General features: G+C 58.5%; 1 protein-coding gene. It reads right to left on the bottom strand.

Translation table 11 applies throughout. The features are described from left to right. Window positions 1-393 (bottom strand): IS3 family transposase (locus ACOQFP_RS14415; protein ID WP_421584707.1); only part of this gene is annotated, 393 nt, incomplete at both ends.

The following is a 393-nucleotide window of genomic DNA, read 5'->3' as shown; positions in this document are numbered from 1 at the left end:
GATCGAGTATCCGACGATCTTGTTCGAGTACAGGTCTTTGATGGCGCAGAGGTAGAGCTTGCCCTCGTCGGTACGGTGCTCGGTGATGTCGGTCAGCCAGATCTGGTTGCGTTCCTGTGCGGTGAATTGGCGGTCGACGAGATCGTCGTGGACGGGCGGGCCGGCTTTCTTGTTCAGGCCGCGCTTCTTGGAGAACACGGACCACAGCCGTTCCTGTGAGCACAGTCGTGCGACTCTGTTCTCGCTGGCGGTGATGCCGCGGTCCGGCAGTTCGTCGGCGATGAAGCGGTAGCCGAATGCGGGGTCGTCGGCGTAGATTCCACGAGCGATGTTGATCAGATGCGCATCGTCCCAATCACGTTGTGTGACTGGTTGTTTCTTCCATTTGTAGAA

Source organism: Rhodococcus sp. MALMAid1271 (assembly GCF_049195265.1).
GTDB lineage: Bacteria > Actinomycetota > Actinomycetes > Mycobacteriales > Mycobacteriaceae > Rhodococcoides.
The sequence above is the reverse complement of the archived record's forward strand: the minus strand, read 5'-3'. Positions and strand labels throughout refer to the sequence as shown.